The sequence below is a fragment of the Vogesella mureinivorans genome (assembly GCF_007644035.1).
Lineage (GTDB): Bacteria > Pseudomonadota > Gammaproteobacteria > Burkholderiales > Chromobacteriaceae > Vogesella > Vogesella mureinivorans.
Genome location: NZ_VMTV02000992.1, coordinates 1 through 338, shown reverse-complemented (window position 1 = coordinate 338; position 338 = coordinate 1). Strand labels below are relative to the sequence as shown.

Annotated in this window: 1 protein-coding gene; it reads left to right on the top strand. The window is 69.8% G+C overall.

Annotated features, from left to right (window positions below; translation table 11 throughout):
• Positions 1-23: 23 nt before the first annotated feature.
• A partial coding sequence (locus FLQ44_RS21850) for an amidohydrolase family protein (protein WP_276607905.1) occupies positions 24-338 on the top strand: 315 nt, incomplete at its 3' end.

The following is a 338-nucleotide window of genomic DNA, read 5'->3' as shown; positions in this document are numbered from 1 at the left end:
GCATCCGCCTGCTGGCCGACCAGATGGGGCTGGTGGTGCACTGCCACGTGCACGAGACCGCGCAGGAGGTCGAGGACTCGCTCAAGCAGTACGGCCAGCGCCCGCTGGCGCGGCTGCAGCGCCTGGGCCTGGTGAATTCGCAGCTGCTGGCCATCCACATGACCCAGCTGACCCCGGCCGAGATCGAGCTGTGTGCGGCCAACGGCGTGTCGATCGGCCACTGCCCCGAGTCCAACTTGAAGCTGGCCTCGGGCTTCTGCCCGATCGAGGCCCTGCGCCGCGCCGGCGCCAACATCGCCCTGGGCACCGACGGCTGCGCCAGCAACAACGATCTCGAC